The organism is Variovorax boronicumulans NBRC 103145, from assembly GCF_001591345.1.
GTDB lineage: Bacteria > Pseudomonadota > Gammaproteobacteria > Burkholderiales > Burkholderiaceae_C > Variovorax > Variovorax boronicumulans.
This window is the reverse complement of the sequence record NZ_BCUS01000121.1, coordinates 1-19,442: the sequence shown is the minus strand read 5'-3', so window position 1 is coordinate 19,442 and position 19,442 is coordinate 1. Positions and strand designations below refer to the sequence as shown.

16 protein-coding genes and 1 pseudogene are annotated in these 19,442 nt (G+C 69.7%); 11 read left to right on the top strand and 6 right to left on the bottom strand.

Annotated elements, in window-relative coordinates; all coding sequences use genetic code 11:
- From VBO01S_RS25925 to VBO01S_RS25910, 4 genes are all read left to right on the top strand, one after another.
- Positions 1 to 2,191, top strand: a 2,191-nt coding sequence (locus VBO01S_RS25925) for a YhdP family phospholipid transporter (RefSeq protein WP_303621491.1), incomplete at its 5' end; no start/stop codon positions are given.
- On the top strand, positions 2,188 to 3,006 hold the full coding sequence (locus VBO01S_RS25920; RefSeq protein WP_062480803.1) for a carbon-nitrogen hydrolase family protein: 819 nt from the start codon (positions 2,188 to 2,190) through the stop codon (positions 3,004 to 3,006). The genes VBO01S_RS25925 and VBO01S_RS25920, both read left to right, overlap by 4 nt.
- Before the next feature lie 2 nt (positions 3,007 to 3,008).
- Complete coding sequence (locus VBO01S_RS25915; protein WP_062480801.1) at positions 3,009 to 5,084, top strand: sensor histidine kinase; 2,076 nt, start codon at positions 3,009 to 3,011, stop codon at positions 5,082 to 5,084.
- Between the two features lie 46 nt (positions 5,085 to 5,130).
- Entirely contained in the window at positions 5,131 to 5,757 is a 627-nt protein-coding gene (locus VBO01S_RS25910) for a response regulator transcription factor (RefSeq protein ID WP_062480799.1), read from the top strand.
- A gap of 20 nt (positions 5,758 to 5,777) precedes the next feature.
- Here the strand turns inward: VBO01S_RS25910 and VBO01S_RS25905 are convergent, their stop codons facing one another.
- From VBO01S_RS25905 to VBO01S_RS32805, 5 genes are all read right to left on the bottom strand, one after another.
- Positions 5,778 to 6,257, bottom strand: a complete 480-nt coding sequence (locus VBO01S_RS25905; RefSeq protein WP_062480797.1) for a 2,4'-dihydroxyacetophenone dioxygenase family protein — start codon at positions 6,255 to 6,257, stop codon at positions 5,778 to 5,780.
- A 137-nt stretch (positions 6,258 to 6,394) separates the two neighbouring features.
- Positions 6,395 to 7,333, bottom strand: a complete 939-nt coding sequence (locus VBO01S_RS25900) for a helix-turn-helix domain-containing protein (protein WP_062480794.1) — start codon at positions 7,331 to 7,333, stop codon at positions 6,395 to 6,397.
- Between the two features lie 127 nt (positions 7,334 to 7,460).
- Entirely contained in the window at positions 7,461 to 8,018 is a 558-nt protein-coding gene (locus VBO01S_RS25895; protein WP_062480792.1) for an OmpA family protein, read from the bottom strand.
- 85 nt (positions 8,019 to 8,103) lie between these two features.
- A complete protein-coding gene (locus tag VBO01S_RS25890; protein ID WP_062480790.1) occupies positions 8,104 to 8,763 on the bottom strand; it encodes a YiaD family glycine zipper/OmpA-like lipoprotein in 660 nt (219 codons plus the stop codon).
- 197 nt (positions 8,764 to 8,960) lie between these two features.
- Positions 8,961 to 9,110, bottom strand: coding sequence for a hypothetical protein (locus VBO01S_RS32805; protein ID WP_167395077.1), 150 nt, complete (start codon positions 9,108 to 9,110; stop codon positions 8,961 to 8,963).
- On the opposite strand from VBO01S_RS32805, the gene mltA reads away from it, so the two are divergent.
- Together mltA and VBO01S_RS25880 are read left to right on the top strand one after the other, a co-directional pair.
- Positions 9,109 to 10,257: a murein transglycosylase A gene (mltA, locus tag VBO01S_RS25885; RefSeq protein WP_062480787.1), complete on the top strand. Its 1,149-nt coding sequence runs from the start codon at positions 9,109 to 9,111 to the stop codon at positions 10,255 to 10,257. The two genes, VBO01S_RS32805 and mltA, sit on opposite strands and share 2 nt — an antisense overlap.
- Positions 10,258 to 10,418: 161 nt before the next feature.
- A complete protein-coding gene (locus VBO01S_RS25880) occupies positions 10,419 to 12,674 on the top strand; it encodes a PhoX family protein (protein ID WP_062480785.1) in 2,256 nt (751 codons plus the stop codon).
- Between the two features lie 119 nt (positions 12,675 to 12,793).
- Here the strand turns inward: VBO01S_RS25880 and VBO01S_RS25875 are convergent, their stop codons facing one another.
- Entirely contained in the window at positions 12,794 to 13,267 is a 474-nt protein-coding gene (locus tag VBO01S_RS25875) for an Lrp/AsnC family transcriptional regulator (protein WP_062480783.1), read from the bottom strand.
- A gap of 105 nt (positions 13,268 to 13,372) precedes the next feature.
- On the opposite strand from VBO01S_RS25875, the gene mdeB reads away from it, so the two are divergent.
- The 5 genes and pseudogenes from mdeB to VBO01S_RS33425 form a co-directional block, all read left to right on the top strand.
- Positions 13,373 to 16,036: an alpha-ketoglutarate dehydrogenase gene (mdeB, locus tag VBO01S_RS25870; RefSeq protein ID WP_062480780.1), complete on the top strand. Its 2,664-nt coding sequence runs from the start codon at positions 13,373 to 13,375 to the stop codon at positions 16,034 to 16,036.
- Positions 16,037 to 16,110: 74 nt separating this feature from the next.
- Positions 16,111 to 16,887, top strand: a complete 777-nt coding sequence (locus tag VBO01S_RS25865; RefSeq protein ID WP_062480778.1) for a FadR/GntR family transcriptional regulator — start codon at positions 16,111 to 16,113, stop codon at positions 16,885 to 16,887.
- 157 nt (positions 16,888 to 17,044) lie between these two features.
- A complete protein-coding gene (locus VBO01S_RS25860; RefSeq protein ID WP_062480776.1) occupies positions 17,045 to 18,370 on the top strand; it encodes an MFS transporter in 1,326 nt (441 codons plus the stop codon).
- 13 nt (positions 18,371 to 18,383) lie between these two features.
- Positions 18,384 to 19,316, top strand: a pseudogene (gene ltnD, locus VBO01S_RS25855) (L-threonate dehydrogenase); the annotation flags it as partial.
- A gap of 43 nt (positions 19,317 to 19,359) precedes the next feature.
- Positions 19,360 to 19,442: NAD(P)-dependent oxidoreductase (locus tag VBO01S_RS33425; protein WP_169805089.1), on the top strand; the 83-nt coding region annotated here is incomplete at its 3' end.

Genomic DNA, 19,442 nt, shown 5'->3' with positions numbered 1-19,442 from the left:
GGCGCTCACCGGCGTGTCGGGCGAGCTGGTGTTCGAGCGCGCGGGCATGCTGGTGCGCAATGCGCGCGGGCGCATCGCGGGTGCGCCCGGCGTCGAGGTCACGAAGGCCGAGGCGCAGATCGCCGACATGTCGCACCACGCCGCGCTGTTGCGTGTCGAGGCGCAGGCCAAGGGGCCGCTGGGCGAGGTGCTGCGCGCCGGCGCGCCGCTGGCCGGCGAGGCCGGGCCCTTCCTGCAGCGCGCGCGCGCCACCGGCTCGGCCGACTACAAGCTGCGCCTCGATCTCCCGCTGGAAAACGTCGACAACACCAAGGTGCAGGCCACCGTGACGCTGGCCGACAACGAGCTGCAGGTGGTGCCCGAGGCGCCGCCGTTCACGCAGGCGCGCGGCACGCTCAGCTTCACCGACACCGGCTTCTCGCTGGCCGGCGTGCAGGCCCGCCTGCTGGGCGGCGAGGTGCGCGTCGAAGGCAAGGGCCGCTTCAGCGGGCTGCAGCGCGAACTGGCGCTGAAGGCACAGGGCACGGCCAGTGCCGAAGGCCTGCGCGGCGCGCGCGAGGTCGACTGGCTCGCGCGCCTGGCCAAGCACGCCACCGGCAGCACGCCCTACGCCGCCACCTTCTCGATGCGCGACGACACGCCCGAGTTCTCGCTCACCAGCAGCCTGCAGGGGCTGGCGCTGGCGCTGCCCACGCCGCTGGTCAAGACGGCCGAAGAGCTGATGCCGCTGCGCATCGAGAAGAAGGTGCTGGCGCGCGACGCCCGCCGCGCCACGCAGGACCAGCTGACGCTCGAGCTCGGCCGCGTCGGTTCGGTGCAGTACGTGCGCGAACTGTCGGCCAACGGCCAGGCGCACGTGCTGCGCGGCGGCATCGGCATCGGGCTGGCGCCCGGCGAGACGGCGCTGCCGCCCGACCGCGGCGTGTTCGCCAACGTCAACGTCGCCAAGCTCGACATGGGCGCCTGGCAGACGCTGGTGGGCACCGCCGCGGTGGTCGGCGGCGGCGAGCGCGCCGACGATCCCGACCTGGCCTACCTGCCCACGCGCATCGCGGTGCGCGCGCAGCAGCTGGGCATCGCGGGGCGCACCCTGCACAACGTGGTGCTCGGCGGCACGCGCGAAGGCGCGCTGTGGCGCGCCAACGTCGACGCCTCCGAGCTCAGCGGCTACGCCGAGTACAGCCACAGCCAGGCCGGCCGGCTCTATGCGCGGCTCGCGCGCCTGAAGATCGCGCCGGCCGAGGCCACGCAGGTCGAGACCCTGCTCGACGAGCAACCCGGCACCCTGCCGGCGCTGGACATCGTGGTCGACGACTTCGAGCTGCTCGGCAAGCGCCTGGGCCGCGCCGAGATCGACGCCGTCAATCGCGGCGGGCGCGAGTGGCTGCTCAACAAGCTCGCCTTCAGCGTGCCCGAGGCCACCTTCACCGCCAAGGGCACCTGGGCCGCGCCGGCGGGCGGCGGCGCAAGCGCCGGCCAGCGCCGCACCACGGCCATGAACTTCAAGCTCGACATCGCCGACGCCGGCGACCTGCTCACGCGCTTCGGCATGCCGGGCGTGCTGCGCCGCGGCAAGGGGCGGCTCGAGGGCGAGGTGAACTGGCGCGGCTCGCCGTTCTCGCTCGACTACCCCAGCCTGGGTGGCCAGCTGCAGGTCGACGTGGAGCAGGGCCAGTTCCTCAAGGCCGACCCGGGCCTGGCCAAGCTGCTGGGCGTGCTGAGCCTGCAGGCGCTGCCGCGCCGGCTCACGCTCGATTTCCGCGACGTGTTCAGCCAGGGCTTCGCCTTCGACTTCATCCGCGGCGACGCGAAGATCAACAAGGGCATCGCCAGCACCAACAACCTGCAGATGAAGGGCGTGAACGCCGCGGCGCTCATGGACGGCTCGGCCGACATCGTGCGCGAGACGCAGAACCTGCGCGTGGTGGTGGTGCCCGAGATCAACGCCGGCACGGCCGCGCTGGTGGCCACGGCCATCAACCCGGCCATCGGCCTGGGCACCTTCCTCGCGCAGTGGGTGCTGAGCAAGCCGCTCGCCGCGGCCGCCACGCAGGAGTTCCACGTCGAAGGCACCTGGGCCGACCCCAAGATCGCCAAGGTGCCGCGCTCGCTGCAGCTGCTGCCCGGCCTGCCGGGCGCATCGACATCGACGGGCGCCAGCGAAGGCAAGAAAACGGAGACCACGCAATGAAAGTCGCAGCCATCCAGATGGTGTCCGCCATCGCCCGCGAAGCCAACCTCGTGCGCGCCCACGCGCTGCTCGGGCAGGCGGCGCGCGACGGCGCCGAGCTCGCGGTGCTGCCCGAGTATTTCTGCATGATGGGCGCGCGCGACACCGACAAACTCGGCCTGCGCGAAACCGCGGGCGCCGGCACGGTGCAGGGCTTCCTGGCCGACGCGGCGCGCGAGTTCGGCCTGTGGATCGTGGGCGGCACGCTCCCCATCGAGAGCGACGACGCCGACCACGTCTTCAACAGCTCGCTGGCCTTCTCGCCCGAGGGAAAGTGCGTGGCGCGCTACGACAAGATCCACCTGTTCTTCTTCGACAACGGCACCGAGCGCTACGACGAGCGCCGCGTGATCGCGCCGGGTGCCGAGCCCGTCGTGTTCGACCTGCCCTCGCGCGACGGCCACGCCTGGCGCGTGGGCATGAGCGTGTGCTACGACCTGCGTTTTCCCGAGCTGTACCGCGCATTGGCGGGGCAGGGCGCCGACCTGCTGCTGGTGCCCAGCGCCTTCACGCGCACCACCGGTGCCGCCCACTGGGAGGTGCTGCTGCGCGCGCGCGCCATCGAGAACCTGGCCTGGGTGGTCGCGCCCGCGCAGGGCGGCACGCACGAGAACGGCCGCCAGACCTGGGGCCAGTCGCTGGTCATCGACCCCTGGGGCACGGTGGTGGCGCAGCAGGCCGCCGAAGAGGGCGTGGTGCTGTTCGACCTCGACGCCCGGCAGGTCGAGCGCACGCGCGCCCAGCTGCCCGCGCTGTCGCACCGCGTGCTCGCCTGACGATGGCCGACGAGGCGCTCGACGTTCCTGCACCGCCGCCGCCGCAACAGCAGCCGCAGCGCCGGGCCTGGGTCGTCGCCTTCGCGCGCCTGCGCTCGCTGTGGAAGCGCTGGTTTCTGTGGCTGCTGCTGGCGGTGCTGGTGTCGGCGCTGCTGGTCACCGTCGTGTGGCTGGCCGGCCGGCACGAGGTCGAGCAGGTGCAGGCGGCCTTGGAGCGCGACACCGCCGACGCCGTCGTCGACCTGCGCAGCGGCCTGCAGCGCAATGCCCAGAGCCTGCGCGCCACGCTCGCGCCGGGCATGGAGCGCACGCACTGGGCCGACCGCGCGGCGGCGCAGCTGCGCGAGCACCGCGAATGGCTGCGGCTCGAATGGCGCGATGCGCAGCTGCAACCCATCGAGGCTGTGAACACGCCCTACCGCACGCGCATCCTCGAAGAAAGCAACCGCGGCCCCGCGCAGTCCGACGTGGCACTGGCCTGCGCCACCGCGCGCAAGGGCGGCGCGCCCGCCTACTCGCCCAGCCACTACGTGCCGGTGGCCGGTGGGGGCGGTGTCGAGGTGATGGAGCTGTGCCTGCCGATGGACGGCGGCGACTACCTGGTGGCCAGCTATTCGCTGCGCGACACGCTGGTCGAGCTGGTCGGCCCCACGCTCACGCGCGGCCAGGAGGTCGCTTTCACCGAGGCCGACGGCACGCGGCTGGTGGCGCTGGGCACCTCGCGGCGCATCGGCACGCGCGTGTTCACCTCGCAGCAGCGCATCGACCTGCCGGGCGCCTCGCTCATGCTGCGCGTGGACGGCTGGCGTGCCGCGCCCGACCTGTTCCCGAACATGCTCACGGCGCTGGTCACGGCGATCTCGATCGCGCTCGTGTCGGTGCTCGTGCTGCTGGCGCGCGACACCCGCCGTCGCCTGCGCGCCGAACGCGACCTGGCCGACGCGCTGGCCTTTCGCAAGGCGATGGAAGACTCGGTCATCACCGGCCTGCGCGCGCGCGACCTGCAGGGGCGCATCACCTACGTCAACCCGGCCTTCTGCGAGATGGTCGGCTTCACGCCCGAAGAGCTCATGGCCGACAGCGTCGAGGCGCCGTACTGGCCGACCGAGCTGGCGCACGAATACCACCTGCGCCAGACGCGCCGCTTCGCCGGCGGCCTGCCGCCGCGCGAGGGCTTCGAGTCGGTCTTCATGCGCAAGGACGGCACGCGCTTTCCGGTGCTCATCTTCGAGGCGCCGCTGATCAACGCGCACAAGGTGCAGACCGGCTGGATGAGCGCCTTCATCGACGTGAGCGAGCAGCGCCGCGTCGAAGAGATTTCGCGCGCCAGCCAGGAGCGCCTGCAGGCCAGCGCGCGCCTGGCCACCGTGGGCGAGATGGCCTCGCTGCTGAGCCACGAGCTCACCCAGCCGCTGGCCGCCATCGCCAGCTACGCCACCGGTTCGCTCAACCTGATCGGGCCCGAGGCGCGCGGCGAGCAGGCCGAGGTGGCCATGGCCGTGAAGCGCATCGCCGAGCAGGCCGACCGCGCGGGCCAGGTGATCCGCAGCGTGCACGACTTCGTGCGCCGGCGCGACCGCATGCGCGAGGCCGTGGCGCCGCAGGCGCTCATCGACGCCGTGCTGCCGCTGGTGCGGCTGCAGGCGCGCAAGCTCGACGTGACGATCGAGATCGTGTGCGAAGAGCGCCTGCCCGCCGTGGTGTGCGACCGCACGCTGGTCGAGCAGGTGCTGCTGAACCTGGCGCGCAACGCCATGCAGGCCATGGACGGCGCCGACCACGCGCCCGGCAGCCGTGTGCTGCGCCTGCGCGTGGCGCGTGCCCTGCCGGTGGGCGCCACCGTGCCGGCCGACGGCCGGCGCTGGCTCGAGTTCTCCGTGGCCGACCTGGGCTGCGGCATCAGCGAGGAGGTGGCGGCGCGCCTGTTCACGCCCTTCTTCACCACGCGCCCCGACGGCATGGGCCTGGGCCTGAGCCTGTGCCGCACCGTGGTGGAGCAACATGGCGGCGCGCTGATGTTCGAGCCCAACCGCCCCCGGGGCACCGTCTTCAGGTTTACGCTCCCGGCTGCGGGATAGCCGCCTTTTTCTTCTTCGTTTTCTCTGTTCCGCTGGACCTCATGGCATGCAACCGCTGATCGATGGCTTGATCTTTATCGTGGACGACGACGCCAGCGTGCGCGAGGCGCTGGCCTGGCTGCTGCGTTCGCGCCGCCTGGCCAGCGAGCACTTCGGCAGCGCCGAGGCCTTCGAGCAGTACCTGGACGAGGCGCCGCTGCCCGACCAGCCGCGCTGCCTGCTGCTGGACGTGCGCATGCCCGGCATGAGCGGGCTGGTGCTGTTCGACCGGCTGGCCGAACGCGGCCTGCTGGCCGAGATGCCCGTGATCTTCCTGACCGGCCATGCCGACGTGCCCACCGCCGTCGAGGCGGTCAAGCGCGGGGCCTTCGACTTCTGCGAGAAGCCGTTCTCGGACAACGCGCTGGTCGACCGCATCGAGCAGGCGCTGGGCATGTCGCAGCGCGCGCTCGAGGTGCAGCGCGTGCGCCGCGGCCTGGCCGACCGCATCGCCGAGCTGACCGACCGCGAGCGCGACGTGATGCGCCTCGTGGTCGAGGGCTTGCCGAACAAGCTCATCGCCGACCAGCTCGCGATCAGCGTGCGCACGGTGGAGGTCCACCGGGCGCGCGTGTTCGAGAAGATGGAAGTGAAGTCGGCGGTGGAGCTGGCCAACCGCCTGCGCGACCTCTAGCCCGCACCGCAGGCCGGACCTCAGCTGTGCACGTGCTGCGCCGCGCCGTCGCGTGTGGCCATCTCCAGCATGCTGCGGCCGTCGACGATGCCGACGACGTTGCCGTCCTCGCCCAGCCCGGCAATCGCGCCCTCGAACACGCAGAACAGCACGCAGCCGCCGTCGGAGCGCGGCTGGTGGATGTCGCCGGCGGGCTCGTGCATGTAGTCGCCCGGGCGGCCGATGTCGTTGCGCTCGTAGTAGATGTCGCCCTCGAGCACGATCACCTCGATGGCGCCCAGGTGATGGTGGACCGGCGCCTCGGTGCCGGGATCGACCTTCAGCAGGCAGGTGAAGCCGCCGCTGCGCCGGTTGATGCTCAGCAGCTTGTAGGCCACGCCGGGCATGACCCACGGCTTCCACGGATAGCGCTCGAGCTTCTGGAAATGCGGGTACGGCAGCGTGATGCGCGCATGGGCGGCGCTGGCGGGCGGCGTGGCTTTCAGGGCGGTCAGGGTCATGGTGTCTCCGTGGGTGATGCGGCCGGGATCGGCCTGCCAAGCCAGTCTAGGAGCGGCTTCCCACGCCATGGCATGTTGGCCCGAACGAAGCACGGGATGTCGAAAGTGGCGCGCTTTTGCGCAAGTCGCTGCGCGGTTCAGCGCATGCGGCGGTAGGCGCCTGGCGCCACGCCGAGGAACGCACGGAAGCGCGTCGAGAAGTATGCGGCGCTGCCGAAGCCCATGCGCTTGGCGACGGCCTCGACGGGCAGGTCGCTGGTGCGCAGCAGTTCGGCGGCGCCTTCCAGGCGGCGGCGCAGCAGGTACTGGTAAGGCGCCATGCCGCTGGCCGCCTTGAAGCTTCGGATGAAGTGGTCCTGCGACAGGTGCACCAACGCTGCCAGGTCGGCCAGGCCCAGCGGCGTGGCCAGGTGCGCGTCGATGTGCTCGGTCACCCGGCGCAGTTGCCGCGGCGTCAGGACCGGCTGCCGGCGCGCGCCCTCCGCGCGCGGCGGCGCACCGCGCCCTGGTGCGCAGTGGCGCCGCACGAGGTGATGGGCCAGCAGGTGCTGGCTCTGCGAGAGCAGCAGCGAATCGGGGCTCGCGGGCACGCTGCCGTACAGCTCCACCTCGCTCACCAGCATCTGGAAGAAGCCCTGCAGCCACGGGTCGCGGATCGCGAAGAAGGGGTCGATCTCCGCCGCCGGCCCGAGGCCTTCCTCGGCCGCGACGCGCGCGATCAGCGCCTGCCCGATGTACAGGTGCACCACGCCGCAGCGCCCGCCGATTTCCCATTCGGTGCCGTCGCAGGGAATGAAGCTCACGCTGCCCAGCCGCGAACGCGAGGCGACGAGCTTGCCGCGCTCGTACTTGCGCACCGCCGTGCTGCCGTTCTCGTGCAGCACCAGCACGTGATGCGCCGCGCCGTGGAAGGGCAGCCAGCACGCGTCCTGCTGCCAGCGGGCGGCGAACAGCTGGTCGCCGCCGGTCACGAGGTACTGCGGTTGCGCACCGGTGCCCGCGGCGATGATGTCCGGGGCGAAACGGGATGCGACATGGGATGCGACGCTCGATGGGGCCGGCGCGATGGCGTTCATCGGAGTTTCCTCTCGTGTCCGCCCGGCGCGCGGTGCGTGCAGGCCGCGCGATGTTAGGGCCGGCGGCGCCGTGCCCTCATGCGGGATTTCCTCACGGTGCCGCGCGACGTGCGCGCAGCACCTGCGCTCAGATCTTCTCGGCGACGAAGATTTCGACGCGGCGGTTCTGCGCGCGGCCGGCGGCCGTGCCGTTGTCCGCCAGCGGCTCGCGCGAACCGCGGCCGTCGGTGGTGATCACGGTGGTCGACACGCCGCGGCCCACCAGGTGGTTGCGCACGCTGTCGGCGCGGCTCACCGAGAGGCGTTCGTTGCCTTCCTCGCTGCCCGTGCTGTCGGTGTGGCCGACCACGCGCAGGCTGGCGGTGGTGGCGCTCTTCAGGCCTTCGGCGACCTTGTCCAGCACCTGCGCCAGGTTGCGCTTGACGTTGGCGCGGCCGGTGTCGAACGAGAGTTCATTCGGAATCACGACGTGAAGCTGGTTGTCGGCGGTCTGCGAGATCACCACGCCGGTGCCCTTGGTGGAGCTTTCGAGCTCGGCCTTCAGCGCGTCCAGGCGGGCGGTCCAGCTGTTGGCCGGTGCGGCCTGCTGTGCGGCCGGTGCTTCGGCCGGCGGGGTCGACGATGCGCACCCCGCGATGAACAACACAGCGGCCAGGGCCGCGCTAGACACAACAAACTTCCTCATGAATTTTCCCTCTGCTTGGACCAATGAAAACTGAAGCGGGAACCGGCCGTTCGATGCGGCGGCCGGTTTCCCGGTGGGGCTGCGATCAGCCGCGCTGTGCGCGCTCGCCCACGTAGATCTCGACGCGGCGGTTCTGTGCCCGGCCGGCGTCGCTGTTGTTGTCGGCCACCGGCTCATGCGAGCCGCGGCCTTCGATGCGGAAGGCCGCAGCGCTCACGCCGCGTGCCACCAGGTAGTCGCGCGTGCTGGCGGCGCGGTCCACCGACAGCGGGTTGTTGATGGCGTCCGAGCCGGTGCTGTCGGTGTGGCCGATGATGCGCACCTCGGCGTTCGGGTTGTTGCGCAGGCCGTTGGCGAACTGGTCGAGCACGGGCGCGAAGTTCGACTTGATGTTGGAGCGGCCCACGTCGAACGACACGTCGCTCGGAATGGCGAGCTTGAGCTCGTTGTTGGCCGTCTGCGTCACGGCCACGCCGGTGCCTTGCGTGGCGGCTTCCATCTGGCGCTTCTGGTTTTCCATGCGCTGCGACCACAGGTAGCCGCCCAGTGCGCCGGCTGCCGCACCGACCACCGCGCCCGTGCCGATGGCACCGCGGTTGCCGCCGGTGGCCGAGCCGATGGCGGCGCCGCCGAGCGCGCCGATGCCGGCACCGATGCCGGTGTTGCGCTGGGTGTCGGTCATTCCGCCGGCACAGCCGGACAGGACGAGGGCAGCTGCGGTGGTTGCAAGAACGAACTTTTTCATGGCGATCCCTTTCAAGGTTGAATCAAGCGGGCCACAGCTTAGCCCCCGGCGGGTACGCGATGGTACGTGCTCAAAGCCCTACGGAAAATAAGAAAACTTTCGCCATCGCCCGTGAATGCTGCGATGATTGCTACTAAAGTTGTAGCAATAGGGTGCTTGTCCGACAGTGGGGCGCGCCGTGTGGCTACACGAGCAATTCACACTTTGGGCGGCGAATCCTTGTCCTCACGCTCGGCGTCGGGGTCGTCATGCAATTCACCCTTGTTACGCCCGGAAAACATGGTCCACCAGATGATCAAGATCAGGACGAGTCCCGCGGCGAGGGCTTCAAGCAGAATCAAACCCATGAGAAATGGACTCCAGTGGCTGGTCGGGCTTGCGATCGTAGCAACGCTCGCCGGCTGTTCCCTCGGCCCCCGCGCCCCCGACACCCCCACCCGACCCACCGTCACCCCGCCGCGCGACCTCGGTCCGCTGACCGGATCGCTCGCGCATCCGAAGAGCCGCTGGGTGCCCGTGGGCTGGTCCGAACTGCCGGGCTTCAGCGAAGACCCGCTGCATGAGGCGTGGATCGCGCTGCTGGCCAACTGCGCACGCCCCAACGCCGCCTTCGCGCCGCTGTGCCGCGAGGTGCGCCAGCTCGCCATCGCCACGCCCGAGGAGCAGCGCCGCTGGATGACCGACCGGCTGCAGCCCTACCGCGTCGAATCGCTCGCGGGCCAGAGCGAAGGCAAGCTCACCAGCTACTACGAGCCCGTGTACGAAGCCTCGCGCGTGCCCTCGGCCGGCTTCAGCGTGCCGCTGTACCAGGCGCCCGACGGCCTCGTGCCCAAGCGCCCCTGGTTCACGCGCCAGGAGATCGAGACCCTGCCCGAGGCCCAGGCCGCGCTGCGCGGTCGCGAGATCGCCTGGATGGCCGATCCCATCGACGCGCTGATGCTGCACATCCAGGGCTCGGGTCGCTTGCGCATCACCGAGGCCAACGGCTACCAGCACACCGTGCGCGTGGCCTACGCGGCCACCAACGAGCAGCCGTACCGCAGCGTGCAGCAGTGGTTGATGAGCCAGGGCGTCGCCAAGGTCGGCAAGTGGCCCGACGACACCAAGGCCTGGGTGGCGCAGAACCCGCAGCGCGTGTCGCAGCTGCTATGGAGCAATCCGCGCTACGTGTTCTTCCGCGAAGAGACGATGAGCGAGCTCGACGCCGCCTTCGGCCCGCGCGGCGCGCAGGGCGTGCCGCTGACGGCGGGGCGCTCCATCGCGGTCGATCGCGAGAGCATTCCCTACGGCACGCCGGTGTGGCTCGCATCGAACGGTCCGACCGCGCAACTGCAGAAGCTGGTGGTGGCGCAGGACACCGGCAGCGCCATCCTGGGCGCCGTGCGCGCCGACTACTTCGCCGGCACCGGCGCCGAGGCCGGACGGCTGGCCGCGAGCGTGAACCAGCCGCTGCGGTTGTGGGCGCTGTGGCCGAGGCAGTTGCCGGCGCCCTGAGGGGCGCAGCGTCCGCGCTGCCATGTGTGGCGCGGGCGTGAAGGTTTTTTGACGAAATCTCGCCGTACCCCAACCAACGGCCGAGCGTTTCACAGGCATGTCATGCGAAGTGCCTAACTTCGCGGGCTGGTTTCAATCCCAACCCACGAAAGATATTGCGCATGACCGCAAACACCCGCACGGACGCCAACGGCGTCGATCTCGACGATGTCGGCACCAACCCGACCGCGAACCCGTCCTTCACCGACCTGATCGCGTCGCGCCTGAGCCGCCGCCATCTGTTCGGGCTGGGCGTCGGCACCGCCGGCACCGCGCTGCTGCAGGCCTGCGGCGGCGGCAGCGGTGGCGGCTCCGCGTTCCCGATCCTTCCGCCCGCACCGGCTCCCGCGCCGGCGCCGGCTCCCGTCCCGGCCCCCTCGCCGATGAAGCTGGGCTTCAATGCCGTCGCGAAGAGCCTCGACGACGTGGTCACTGTGCCCGCCGGCTACACCGCCAGCGTGCTCTACCGCCTGGGCGATCCGATCGCCGCCGGCGTGGCCGCGTACAAGAACGACGGCACCGACGATCCGGTCACCTACGATCGTCGTGCCGGCGACCACCACGACGGCATGACCTTCTTCGGCATGAACGCGAGCAACAAGTGGGACGCGGCCAACCCTTCGCGCGGTCTGCTGGTGATGAACCATGAAGCCATCACGCCGCTGTTTCTGCATCCCAAGGGGCAGACCATCTCCGGTACCGCTGTGGCTGCGGTTCGCACCAGCACTGACGAAGTGCTGCGCGAGTTCTACCTGCACGGCGTGAGCGTGATCGAGGTCAACAAGAGCGGCAACGCCTGGAGCTACAAGCAGGATTCGAGCTTGAACCGCCGCGTCCACACGCTGACGGAAATGACCTTCTCGGGCCCGGCCGCCAAGACCGACTACCTGAAGACCAAGTACTCGACCGACGGCAGCAAGACCCGCGGCACGCTCAACAACTGCGCCAACGGCACCACGCCCTGGGGCACGTACCTGACCTGCGAAGAGAACTGGGCGGGCTACTTCCGCCGCATCACGGCCAACGACGATGCCAAGCGCAGCGTCAAGGAGCTGGCTTCCTTCAAGCGCTACGGTATCGGATCGAAAAACTCCAACGGTGTCGACACCGCGACGGGGCGTGAACTGTGGGCCACGCCGACGCCTGACACCAGCGATGACCTCTACGGCCGCTGGAACACCGAGGTCCTTGGCGCCTCCGCCGTCGCTGACTATCGCAACGGCCACAACACCTACGGCTGGGTGGTCGAGATCGATCCGTTCAACCCGACGAGCACGCCGAAGAAGCGCACCGCCCTCGGCCGCTTCGGCCACGAAGGCGCCTGCCTCGGCCCGGTCGTGGCCGGCAAGCCGCTGGTCTGGTACATGGGCGACGACTCGCGCAACGAGTACATCTACAAGTTCGTCTCTACCAAGAACTGGGACGCGGCCGACATCGGCGGCGGCATCGCCGCGGGCGACAAGTACATGGATGACGGCCGCCTCTACGTGGCCAAGTTCAACGCCGACGGCACGGGCGTGTGGCTCGAGTTGAAGCTCGGCGTGAACGGCATCACCTCCAGCAATTCGACCTACGCCTTCGCCGATGCCGCCGACGTCGTGACCAACGCCCGCCTGGCCGCCGACGCCGCGGGCGCGACCAAGATGGACCGCCCCGAGTGGGCCGCCGTCAATCCGAAGACCGGCGATGTCTACGTGACGCTGACCAACACCAATGCCAGCGCGCGCCCGATCGGCAGCACCGACGCGGCCAACCCTCGCTTCTACAACGACAAGAAGGGCGCGGCCGACCAGAAGGGCAACCCCAACGGTCACATCGTGCGCTTTGCGGACGACAACGCCGACCCGACCTCGCTGAGCTTCAAGTGGGACGTGTACCTCTTTGGCGCGCGCTCGACGGCCTCGGCCGACGTCAATCTCTCGCAGCTCACGGCCGACAACGACCTGTCCAGCCCCGATGGCATGTGGTTCAGCCAGGCCGCGCCCGGCCTGCTGTGGCTCGAGACCGACGACGGCGCCTACACCGACGTCACCAACTGCATGCTGCTGGCGGCTCTGCCTGGCAAGGTGGGCGACGGCGGCGCGAAGGCGATCACCAACGTCGACGGCGCCACCACCCGCACGCAGAACACCTTCGTGGGCAAGGCGCCCGGCACGGATGGTCTGCGCCGTTTTCTGGTCGGTCCGAAGGACTGCGAGATCACCGGCATCGCCGAATCGGGCGACGGTCGCGCGCTGTTCGTGAACATTCAGCACCCCGGTGAAGACACGAAAGATGTCGCGGTGCCGAACAGCCACTGGCCGGACGGCGGCACGTCCCGCCCGCGCTCGGCCACCGTGGTCATCACCAAGAACGACGGCGGCCTGATCGGCCTGTAAACGCCCTCAACCCCCTTCGGGAAACACCGTGGAGCCGGCTTCGCCGGGCCACAGGTGTTGCCCCCGGCGAGGGGGTTGGCGCAGCGACACGAAGTGCGCGAAGCTTGGGGGAGTACCCGTTACAACGGCGCTGCTGGCAACGGCAGCGCCGTCTTGTATCTGACCTGCTTGAGCGCAAAGCTCGAGCGGATCTTCTCGATCCCCGGAATCGGCGTGAGCTGCTCCATGATGAAGCGCTCCAGCGCCGCCATGTCGGCCACGGCGATGCGGATCAGGTAGTCGCTGTCGCCGGTCATCAGGTAGCACTCCATCACCTCGTCGTGCTCGGCGATGCGCTGCTCGAAGTCGGCCAGCGACTGCTTGCTCTGCGTGGTCAGGCTGATCGAGATGAACACGTTGAGTCCCAGGCCCAGCGCCTTGGCGTTCGCCAGCGCCACATAACGGTCGATCACGCCGCTGGTCTCCAGCACCTTCACGCGCGCCAGGCAGGGCGAGGGCGACAGGTGCACGCGGCGCGCGAGTTCGACGTTCGACAGGGCGCCGTCGCGTTGCAGCTCGTCGAGAATGCGCAGGTCGATGGCGTCGAGTTCCATGAAATTCCGTGAAGCGCTTGGGCCGCGGCATTTTATGCTTCCGAATAGCCATGAAGTCGCAGGTGCCGGTAGCTAATTTTCCGTAAGGCGGCTTAAAGTGCTGGCATGAACGCCCCGATCTCCGCCGACCAGATGCGCGCCCTGTTGCTCGACACGCCGCCGTCGCACGACCCCGACCCCGAAGAGACCGCCGAATGGCGCGACGCCTTCCTGGCGCTGGCGCAGACGCAAGGTCCGCAGCGCGCGCGCCAGATGCTGGCCGAGCTGGCGCGCCTGGCGCGGCAGCAGCGCATCGGCTGGCAGCCCGAGCTGGCCACGCCGTACGTCAACACCATCGCCGCGGCCGACCAGCCGCCGTTCCCGGGTGACCTCGCGGTGGAAGAAAAGCTCGCTTCGCTCATGCGCTGGAACGCGCTCGCCATGGTGGCCAAGGCCAACCAGGCGTACGGCGAACTCGGCGGCCACATCGCCAGCTACGCGAGCGCGGCCGATCTGTTCGAAACCGGCTTCAACCACTTCTTCCACGCACGCAGCCCGGCGCACCGCGGCGACCTCGTGTTCTTCCAGCCGCACAGTGCGCCCGGCGTGTATGCGCGGGCCTACCTCGAAGGCCGCCTGAGCGAAGAAGACCTGAACCACTACCGCCAGGAACTCACCGCGCCGGCCTTCACCGACGGCAGCGGTGCGCGCGGCCTGTGCAGCTACCCGCATCCGTACCTGATGCCGGACTTCTGGCAGTTCCCCACCGGCTCGATGGGCATCGGCCCCATCAGCTCGATCTACCACGCGCGCTTCATGCGCTACCTCACGCACCGCAACCTGCTGAACTGCGAAGGCCGCAAGGTCTGGGGCGTGTTCGGCGACGGCGAGATGGACGAGCCCGAATCGATGAGCGCGCTGACGCTCGCCGCGCGCGAAAAGCTCGACAACCTCGTGTGGGTCGTCAACTGCAACCTGCAGCGCCTGGACGGCCCGGTGCGCGGCAACGGCCGCATCATCGACGAGCTCGAAAAGCTCTTCGCCGGGGCAGGATGGAACGTCGTCAAGCTCGTGTGGGGCAGCGACTGGGACGGCCTGTTCGCGCAGGACGTGAGCGGTGCCCTGGCCCGCGTGTTCGCCAACACCGTTGACGGCCAGATGCAGACCTTCGCCGCGAAGGACGGCCGCTTCAACCGCGACAACTTCTTCGGCCAGAACCCCGAGCTCGCGCGCCTGGCCGAAGGCATGACCGACGAGCAGATCGACCGCCTGAAGCGCGGCGGCCACGACCTCGTGAAGATCCATGCCGCCTACGCCGCAGCCGCCGCCCACAAGGGCCAGCCCACCGTCATCCTGGCCCACACCAAGAAGGGCTACGGCATGGGCAGCGCCGCGCAGGGCAAGATGACCACGCACTCGCACAAGAAGATGGGCGACGTCGACCTCATCGAGTTCCGCGACCGCTTCAACCTGCCGCTCACCGACGCGCAGGCCACCGCGATGGACTTCTACCGCCCGGCCGAAGACAGCGCCGAGATGCGCTACCTGCGCCAGCACCGCGAAGCGCTCGGCGGCCCCATGCCGCGCCGCGAGACCGCGTGCGACGTGGTGCCCAAGCCCGACATCGCGGCCTACGCGCAGTTCGCCACGGCCGCCGCCGGCAAGGAGATGAGCACCACCATGGCCTTCGTGCGCATGCTGGGCAACCTCATGAAGGACAAGGCCCTGGGCCCGCGCATCGTGCCCATCGTGGCCGACGAGGCGCGCACCTTCGGCATGGCCAACCTGTTCAAGCAGGTGGGCATCTATTCGAGCGTGGGCCAGCGCTATGCGCCGGAAGACATCGGCTCGGTGCTGAGCTACCGCGAAGCCACCGACGGCCAGATCCTCGAAGAGGGCATCAGCGAGGCCGGCGCCATCGCCAGCTGGACGGCCGCGGCCACCAGCTACAGCGTGCACGGCCTGGCGATGCTGCCGTTCTACATCTACTACTCGATGTTCGGCTTCCAGCGCGTGGGCGACGCCATCTGGGCGGCGGCCGACCAGCGCGCGCGCGGCTTTTTGCTGGGCGCCACGTCGGGGCGCACCACGCTCGGCGGCGAAGGCCTGCAGCACCAGGACGGCAGCAGCCACCTCGTGGCCGCGACCATTCCCAACTGCAAGGCCTACGACCCGGCCTTCGCGGGCGAGATGGCGGTCATCGTCGACGCGGGCATCCGCGAGATGATGGTCGAGCAGCAGGACGTGTTCTATTACGTCACGCTCATGAACGAGAACTACGCGCAGCCCGACCTGCCGGCCGGCGCCGAGGCCGACATCCTGCGCGGCTGCTACCGCTTCGGCACCTACGCGCCGGCATCGGGCAAGGCGAAGCAGAGCGTTACGCTGCTGGGCTCGGGCGCGATCCTCACCGAGGTCATCAAGGCCGCGCAGCTGCTGGCCGACGAAGGCATCGCGGCCGAGGTGTTCAGCGTCACGAGCTGGAGCGAACTGGCGCGCGACGGCCAGGCCTGCGAGCAGCGCGCGCTGGCCGGCGAGAAAGACGTCGGCACGCCCTTCGTCGCGCAGCAGCTCGGCAAGGGCAGCAGCAAGGCCCCGATCGTCGCCGCCACCGACTACGTGCGCGCCCTGCCCGAGAGCGTGCGCGCCTTCCTGCCCGAAGGCCGCCGCTACCTCACGCTGGGCACCGATGGCTTCGGTCGCAGCGACACGCGCGCCGCGCTGCGCGGTTTCTTCGGCGTGGACGCGGCGAGCATCGCGCGGGCCGCGCGCCACGCGCTCGGCGTCTGACGCCAGCGCGGCCATGCGGCGTGACGGTGCGGTGCCTGCGTTAGAGTCGCAGGCCCCACCGCCTTCCCGCGCCCATGACCCCCCGTTTCCAGTCCCTTGCTCCCGCCGTCCGCCTGGCCGACCAGGTGGCGGAAGCGCTCGTGGCCGAGGTGCGCAGCGGGCGCCTGTCGGAAGGCGACCGGCTGCCCACCGAGACCGCGTTGGCCACGCAGTTCGGCGTGAGCCGCACGGTGGTGCGCGAGGCGGTGTCGCGGCTGAAGTCGCTCGGGCTGGTCGATTCGCGACAGGGCAGCGGCGTGTACGTGCGCGCCGCCGGGGTGGAGCCGCTTCGCTTCGAGATGCCGCATGTGGCCTCGCGCGAAGCGGTGGTGCAGATGGTCGAGCTGCGCCGTGCGCTCGAGGCCGAGGTGGCCGCGCTCGCGGCCGAGCGCCGCACGCCCGAGGACATGCTGCGCATCCGCGACGCCATCGATGCGCTGCACGCGGCGGTGTCGATGGGCGGCAACGGGGCCGACGAGGACGTGCGCTTTCACCGCGCCATCGCCGAGGCCGCGCGCAACCCCTTCCTCATCGGCACGCTGCAGTACCTGCGGCAGTTCCTGCATGGCGCCACCCGCGTCACGCGCGCCAACGAGGCGCGCCGCGCCGACTTCGTGCGCGAAGTGGCGCAGGAACACGCGCGCATCGTCGAGGCGATCGATGCCGGCGACCCGCTGGCCGCGCGCGAGGCCGCCAAGGCCCACATGGACAACGCCATCCGCCGCATCGAGCAGGCCGACCCGGCTTTCTGGCAGCAGGAAGGCGCCCAGCTCGCCCGACCCCTGGTCGAAGGCTGGCCTGCGGGCAAGTAAGCCCACGCTCACAACTTTCCGGAAGGGGCAGAATGTGCGGGTTATCCCGTATCCGGGAGCTTGTCTTAAATTTGTATGATGACCTGACAAGTAATGGGCGACCGCGCCGCAGGGTGACGGGACGGCCCCGTTTTTTCATCCAGCGGACTCCCTCCCAATGACTTCCACCCTCCAGGCCGGCGCGCCCCTCGCGGCTGACGCGCCCGACGCCGCGCTCGAAAAACGCGCCTACGCCAAGGTGTTCTGGCGCCTCGTGCCCTTCCTGATGCTGTGCTACGTGGTCGCGTACCTCGACCGCGTGAACGTCGGCTTCGCCAAGCTGCAGATGGGCGCGGATCTCGGCTTCAGCGAAACCGTGTTCGGCCTGGGCGCCGGCATCTTCTTCCTGGGCTACTTCCTGTTCGAAGTGCCCAGCAACCTGCTGCTCAGCCGCGTGGGCGCGCGCGTGTGGATCGCGCGGATCATGATCACCTGGGGCCTGCTGTCGGCCTGCTTCGTGTTCGTGGAAACGCCGACCAGCTTCTACATCCTGCGCTTCCTGCTCGGCGTGGCCGAGGCGGGCTTCTACCCCGGCGTGATCCTGTACCTGACGCACTGGTACCCGTCGCACCGGCGCGCGCGGATCATCGCGGTGTTCATGTCGGCGATTCCCGTGGCGGGCATCTTCGGCAACCCGCTGTCGGGCTGGATCATGGATGCCTTCCATGGCGTGTCGTCGATGCACGGCTGGCAGTGGATGTTCATCATCGAAGCCATTCCCGCCGTGCTGGTGGGCGTGATGGTGCTGTTCTACCTGGACAACGGCATCAAGCACGCACGCTGGCTCTCGCCCGAAGAAAAGCAGCTGCTGCAGCGCGAGGTCGACCGCGACCAGGCGCACGGCGCCAAGGGCCCGCATTCGGTGGGCGCGATGTTCCGCGACGCGCGCGTGTGGTGGATGGCGCTCATCTACTTCGCCTTCGTGATGGGCCAGTACGCGCTGACCTTCTGGCTGCCGACGCTGGTGAAAGCCACGGGCGTGCAGGGCAACTTCAACATCGGCCTGCTCAGCGCCATTCCGTTCCTGTGCGCGATCGTCGCGATGAACCTGTTCGGCCGCAGCGCCGACGCGCGCCGCGAACGCCGCTGGCACCTGATCATCCCCGCGATGATGGGCGCCGTGGGCTTCACGGTCGCGGCCTCGTACACGCAGAACACGGTCGTGTCGCTGACCTTCCTGTCGCTCGCCGCAGCCGGCGTGCTCACCTGCGCGCCGCTGTTCTGGTCGCTGCCCACCGCCTTCCTCTCGGGCACGGCGGCGGCCGCGGGCATCGCGGTCATCAACTCGGTGGGCAACCTCGCGGGCTTCGTGAGCCCGTACCTCATCGGCTACCTGAAGGACCTCACGGGCAGCACGCAGATCGGCATGTACGTGCTGGCCGGCGCGCTGGTGCTCGGCGCCATCGGCGTGTGGCTCACGCCCAAGCAGTTGGTCAACCGCTGATCGAAGGACGCACGACATGACTTCTTCTTCCAGCAACACCCCCGTCGTCGGCCTCGTGGGCCTGGGCGCCATGGGCAACGGCATGGCGCAATCGCTGCGCCGCGCGGGCCATGCGCCGCATGTGTTCGACGTGCGCCCCGGCGTCGCCGAAGCCTTCGCGCGCGAAGGCGGCACCGCCTGCGACACGCTGGCCGCGCTCGGCGCGCAGTGCGACATCGTGGTCAGCGTGGTCGTCAACGCGGCGCAGACCGAATCGGTGCTGTTCGGCGACGGCACCACGCCCGGCTGCGCGGCGTCGATGAAGCCCGGCAGCCTGTTCGTGATGTGCTCCACCGTCGACCCGAACTGGTCGGTGGCGCTCGAAGCGCGCCTGGCGCAGCAGGGCATCCTGTACCTCGACGCACCGATCTCCGGCGGCGCCGCCAAGGCCGCCAGCGGCCAGATGACGATGATGACCGCCGGCACGCCCGCCGCCTACGAGAAGGCCGGCGCCATGCTCGACGCGATGGCCGCCAAGGTCTACCGCCTGGGCGATTCGGCCGGCGCGGGCAGCAAGGTGAAGGTCATCAACCAGCTGCTGGCCGGCGTGCACATCGCCGCCGCGGCCGAGGCCATGGCGCTGGGCCTGCGCGAAGGCGTGAACCCCGACGCGCTGTACGAGGTCATCACCCACAGCGCCGGCAACAGCTGGATGTTCGAGAACCGCATGGCCCACGTGCTGGCGGGCGACTACACGCCGCTGTCGGCCGTCGACATCTTCGTGAAGGACCTGGGCCTGGTGCTCGACGTGGCGCGCGCCAGCAAGTTTCCGCTGCCGCTGTCGTCCACCGCGCACCAGATGTTCATGCAGGCCTCCACGGCCGGCTTCGCGCGCGAGGACGACAGCGCGGTCATCAAGATCTTCCCGGGCATCGAACTGCCTGCTGCGAAAGAATCGAAAAAATAGCATCGAGCGCCAGCGCTCCACCGACCCAGGAAAGACACACACCATGAACGTTCTCATCACCGGCGGCTGCGGCTTCCTCGGCGCCCGCCTCGCCCGCACCCTGCTCGCCGGCGGCCCGCTCGCACT

Coding starts and splice junctions, on each gene's coding strand:
- VBO01S_RS25920 (WP_062480803.1), top strand. CDS start 2,188: ATGAAAGTCGCAGCCATCCAGATGGTGTCCGCCATCGCCCGCGAAGCC.
- VBO01S_RS25915 (WP_062480801.1), top strand. CDS start 3,009: ATGGCCGACGAGGCGCTCGACGTTCCTGCACCGCCGCCGCCGCAACAG.
- VBO01S_RS25910 (WP_062480799.1), top strand. CDS start 5,131: ATGCAACCGCTGATCGATGGCTTGATCTTTATCGTGGACGACGACGCC.
- VBO01S_RS25905 (WP_062480797.1), bottom strand. CDS start 6,257: ATGACCCTGACCGCCCTGAAAGCCACGCCGCCCGCCAGCGCCGCCCAT.
- VBO01S_RS25900 (WP_062480794.1), bottom strand. CDS start 7,333: ATGAACGCCATCGCGCCGGCCCCATCGAGCGTCGCATCCCATGTCGCA.
- VBO01S_RS25895 (WP_062480792.1), bottom strand. CDS start 8,018: ATGAGGAAGTTTGTTGTGTCTAGCGCGGCCCTGGCCGCTGTGTTGTTC.
- VBO01S_RS25890 (WP_062480790.1), bottom strand. CDS start 8,763: ATGAAAAAGTTCGTTCTTGCAACCACCGCAGCTGCCCTCGTCCTGTCC.
- mltA (WP_062480787.1), top strand. CDS start 9,109: ATGAGAAATGGACTCCAGTGGCTGGTCGGGCTTGCGATCGTAGCAACG.
- VBO01S_RS32805 (WP_167395077.1), bottom strand. CDS start 9,110: ATGGGTTTGATTCTGCTTGAAGCCCTCGCCGCGGGACTCGTCCTGATC.
- VBO01S_RS25880 (WP_062480785.1), top strand. CDS start 10,419: ATGACCGCAAACACCCGCACGGACGCCAACGGCGTCGATCTCGACGAT.
- VBO01S_RS25875 (WP_062480783.1), bottom strand. CDS start 13,267: ATGGAACTCGACGCCATCGACCTGCGCATTCTCGACGAGCTGCAACGC.
- mdeB (WP_062480780.1), top strand. CDS start 13,373: ATGAACGCCCCGATCTCCGCCGACCAGATGCGCGCCCTGTTGCTCGAC.
- VBO01S_RS25865 (WP_062480778.1), top strand. CDS start 16,111: ATGACCCCCCGTTTCCAGTCCCTTGCTCCCGCCGTCCGCCTGGCCGAC.
- VBO01S_RS25860 (WP_062480776.1), top strand. CDS start 17,045: ATGACTTCCACCCTCCAGGCCGGCGCGCCCCTCGCGGCTGACGCGCCC.